The organism is Winogradskyella eckloniae (assembly GCF_013249045.1).
Lineage (GTDB): Bacteria > Bacteroidota > Bacteroidia > Flavobacteriales > Flavobacteriaceae > Winogradskyella > Winogradskyella eckloniae.
Genome location: NZ_JABRWP010000017.1, coordinates 1 through 5221 on the forward strand (window position 1 = coordinate 1; position 5221 = coordinate 5221).

General features: G+C 34.0%; 1 protein-coding gene and 1 pseudogene. Both read left to right on the top strand.

Annotated elements, in window-relative coordinates; all coding sequences use genetic code 11:
- Positions 1-197 (top strand): annotated as a pseudogene (locus HNV08_RS16170) (OmpA family protein); the annotation flags it as partial.
- A gap of 728 nt (positions 198-925) precedes the next feature.
- The coding region (locus HNV08_RS16175) for a SprB repeat-containing protein (protein ID WP_173282402.1) at positions 926-5221 on the top strand (4296 nt) is incomplete at its 3' end.

Sequence of the window (5221 nt, forward strand, 5' to 3'; positions counted from 1 at the left end):
AATTATCGGACAGAAGAGCTAAATCTACTAGAGAATATATTATCTCTAGAGGTATTGAACCTGACAGAATTGAAAGCGCTAGAGGATTTGGTGAAACTAGACTCCTTAACGAATGTGCTAATGGTGTAAAATGCTCTGAAGAAATGCATCAAGCCAATAGAAGATCATACTTCTATATTGTGGATAAAGAAGAGTAAAACTAATTATCTTTACTAAACGCTTAATTTGGTTTAGAGCAAGCTATATATAGCTTGCTCTTTTTGCTTTGATGTATTCTACTTCAACAAACCTCTAAAAATAATAGACTTTATACTTAATAAGGGATTGATAAAATTGATCAATATTGTCCGAATATGACATAAATATAAATTAAGTAATAGTTCATTTTACGTTCTTTTTCATCGATTTTACCATTTTTTTATAATTTCTAAAAATTCTTTTATAAATCATTAAAAACAATTTTAAGCTACAAAACGACACTATCAAAAACGATTAACAGTTAATCTATAATCTTTCATTTCCTCAGTAAACAAAGGCCTTTATCCAAATTTACTACTAGATTTCAAACGAAATTATTATGTCAGAAAATTACCCGAATCTCAACAATAATATCGTTTAAATGCATTTTTTTCCGACAAAAGGTTGTAAATTTCAAATATTACATTTAAATTGCGGCCTTAACTCTAATGAATGCTTATGATTATAGTAGAATAATCTTTTGTTACTTAAATTAATGCTAATGAAGCCCCCTTAAAAATATATTAATCCATAATATTTTTCATTGCATTAAACATCCCTCCTTTTTGTTAACAAAGAATAGATCATTGAGTTGATAATAACATTTAGTTAAACCATTGAACTCGCTAAAAGATGTATCTATTTAGTATTGGCTGCATTATTTGCATGATAAGTTAATATGTATAATATGAAATTAAAATTACCTACGTTGCAATTCAAAAATAACTTAATAGGTTTATTCATTGCATTGTTCTGTTTTTCAAGCTTAACTGCTCAAATTACTCCATTTAATATGAGAGTTATTCCTACAGATGAAGTTTGTACTGGTAACGGAATCCTTACAATGGATATTACGGATACTCAAAATGGAGCCGAGTTTGAGTTTGTAATATATCAATTACCTGACACCGCAACACCCTTTAGAGTTTCAAACGGCATTAGTCCCACAGGACCAGATTTCTCTATATTCGAACATGAAGAAACATCGTTTCCCGCAGGTAATTATCGCGTTGTTGCAACTCAGACATTAGGGACCCAAACTAATCAGCAAATACAAGATGCTACCATAAATGACAACACAGAAGACTTAATATTTACGGCCACTGAATCAACAATTTGTGATGGTGCCGATATTACAGTCAATGTTACAACAGGTACAGCTGTTTCCTATGAATTACGAGACTCTTCTAATACAATTATTATTTCCCCTCAAGCATCAAATGTATTAACATCAGTAACTCCTGGCGACTATATTGTTGTGGTTACAGATTCTTGTGGAGATGAATTTACCCAAGGTATTACTATTACATCTCCTGAAGCCAATTATTATTTTTATAGATATATTTGGTCGGATAATACCAGTGGATTTCGCGTTCTCCAAGATTGTAATAATTACTTACATACTGAACGTATAAGATTTAATGGATCATATACTATTCCTGATTATATATTTCCAATAGATATACTGATTACGGTTGAAAATCCTGCAAATCCAAGTGCGCCGACTATAATTACAGATACGTGGACTAGTAATTTACAAAATGAGTCCGCATATTCAATTCCGTTTTATTCTGGAGAAACATATGATTACACTATTGAAATTACAGATAACTGCGGTAACAATAGGATCAAAAATGAAACTATTGAAGCAGAATCTCATGTTGAATTCCAGGCAGACACTACTCCAAATTGTGGGTTAGAATATTTTAGCATTAGTCGATTTGAAGGCGTTATCGCACCTTTAGATATCACATTTACAACCTACCCTATTGGATTCGACCCAAATAACTACAGATCTGAATATGCTTTAGGAACTTATACTGCTCACTATAATAATGTACCATGGTGGTTAACCTTTGGCGGCACATCAAATCCTGTACCTAATGGCACCTATAGCATAGAAGTTACAGATTCTTGTGGTGTTACTTTTACCAAAACCATTTCACTCGGTAGTGCCCTTAATTTAGATTTAAGCCAAACATTAGGTGGTGGTTGTGGTGCAGACGAAGGAAATGTATACATGTATATTAGAAACACAAATGTTGATTGGAATCAAGCTGCAAATATTACTGCTATAAGTATTACTTCTGCTCCTTCAACTTATCCAAATCCCTTGCCAGATAATGTAAGTGCAAATATTACTTCAAACGGACGTTTTGCAATGACTGCTTTACCTTCTGGTGAATATACTTTTGAAGCCACTACTAGTTGTGGTATTATAGTTTCCAAAACATTTACAGTACCTCCTGGAGAATTCACACATACAGTTACACCCGAATTAAATTGTGCCTCCTTTAATGTTTCTGCATCTGTAACATCTTGGTTAAACAGAGAACAACTATGGTTGCAAAAATATTATCCAGATTCAAATCAATGGGGACATCCTGAAACTGAGGTTTTACATACTACAGGAACAGAAATATCCGATACAAATGCTATGGCAATAGGAAATATTGAAACGTCTGGCAACTCTCTTAGAACTGTTAGTGGAGAATTAAACAATGTATTGAGTGATGGATTAATGAGAGTCGTAGTACAATCTCAAATCTATAGAGATGGAGAACATACCAGAAGTGTTGACTGTAGAACAACAGTAGATACTTTTACTGTACCTACCTCTGGAGTAAAAGTAGACAGTTACTATTTAGGAAATTGTTCAAATGGAAATAGTGAGTTAGTTATTGCAGCAACTGGAGTACCACCATTAAATTTCTCTATTATAGAGTTTAATGGATCAGCTATTACGCCTATTGATAATGGAGACAATCCTGTATTTTCTGATTTAACACCAGGGGAATACACTGTTCAAATTGAGGACAGTTGTTTTAATGTCATTAATATTGAATTAAATACTGGTTTAGCAATACCGCCTACAATAGTGGCTGAAGATCTTTGTGATGGAGAAAATGGGTTTCTATTTGTTCAAGGCGTTTCATTTTTGGATATCGAGTGGACAAAAGGTTCAGACCCAACAGTATTAGGGACTGGAAATACTCTAAACTTCTCACCTTATGATGAATCAATTCACGGAGGTACGTATTATGCAAATTTATCTTATGCCTCAAATCCAGGTGCTTGTGCTAATCAAACATTAAGTTTTACAACACCGCTAAGTTCATTTCCTGATGAACCTGAAATAAATGTCACGTGTAATGGTGGAAATACTTTTGATATTGAAGTTACGTCTCCAACAGGACCAGATTATGAGTACAAATTAAATAGCGGTTCATATCAAAGTTCTAATGAATTTTCAGTTAGTGCTGGCTCTTATACTTTAACAGTAACAAACACAAATACAGGTTGTGAAAAAATCTATACAAGTGATGTTATTGATTTATCAGATATGGAAATTATTGCTTATAGTTCAGACGTTACTTGTAATCTCGACAATTCTGGGTCACTAAGTGTTAATATAAATGGAGGTACCGCACCATATACGTATTCTTGGAGTAACTCTGAAACCACACCTTTTATATCTAATTTATATGTTGGTAATTATACACTAACAGTCACAGATGCATATGGATGTACTGCCATGGGCACATTTTCTGTTCAAAATGCACCTGATGCCACATTAGATACTGATTCAGATGGTGTATATGATGCTTGTGATTTAGATGATGACAATGACGGGATTTTAGATATTGATGAGTTGGCCGACCAACTTAGAAGTCATCAGGCTCCAGAAGGCAGTGGTCTTACTAGTTATTATGTTTATAATTTTAGTGGAAATTCAGACGCTGTTAATTACTATAGAGAACCACAGTTATTAGCTTGGATGTTTGATAGTGCTCCTGTAGATTTAGCCTACAGTGGGATAACTGCATCATTTTCTGGTAGCCAAAAAGTGGTTTCTAATATAGATGCGGAAACTTTTACAGAGGCAAAATTAAACGGCGAATATTTTGAGAGTACTTTTACAACAGGAACAAATCTTGTAGATCCTTACTTAAGACAAGTTCATTTAGAATGGAATAATCTGAATGAAGCCGATAATTTCACAGCGCTTTTAGAAGTTATTGTTGCTGGAAATGTAGTTTACACTTCACCTGAAAAAAGAATTACACCAAGTTCAGCTGATGTTTACTCAGGTAATAGAGGTTTTTACGCGGTAAAACCAGATTTGCAATCACATTGGTTAAAACTTAATGACAATACTACATATACGGTACGAACTTATTTATACGATGTCGATGCTAATAGTTCTAGTAATGATTTTATTATTATTGATGATGCTACCTATAGGTTCGCTGCTGCATTAGCTAATTACACTGACGCAGACAGTATGCCAGATCACCTAGACCTTGATAGTGATAATGATGGATGTAGTGATGCAGATGAGGCTTATAATAATTCTGACGCTGATGGAGGAGACTCTGGTCTTTATGGAATTGATACTCCAACCATTTCTAATGGAGGGGTCAATTCTAATGGTTTAGTTATTGCTGCTGGTATTCATAGTTCGGGAGAATCTTATACAAATACGATTGCTCAAACTGCAAATGGAAAAAACACCTTTCAAGAGGCAATTCAAATTGATATTACCAAACATGTTGAAGATGAAACCGTTTGTGTTGATGACAATGTTAGTTTTTCAGCTATAGCAACTGCAACTATTTTACCTACAACACCAACAACTTCTGCTAGTACAGATATTAACTATCAATGGTTACTTAGCATTGATAATGGCGCCAACTTTAATACTATTTCTGGCGAATCAGGAACTGTTTCAAGTGGTACCGAAGTATTCTTGCATTTAAATAACGTTACCACTACTCTAGATGGTTATATATACAAAGTCATTTTTACAAGTGAAGCAAATATTTGTGGTGCCGAAAGCCAAGGTACTCTTAATGTACCAGACGAATTAGAAATTACAATGCAATGGAAAAAGAATGTCTCCTGTAACGGAGGTTCTGATGGCGATTTTAAAGTTATTGGTTCTGGTGGTACACCTCCTTACAACTACTCGTTAGATGGTGGT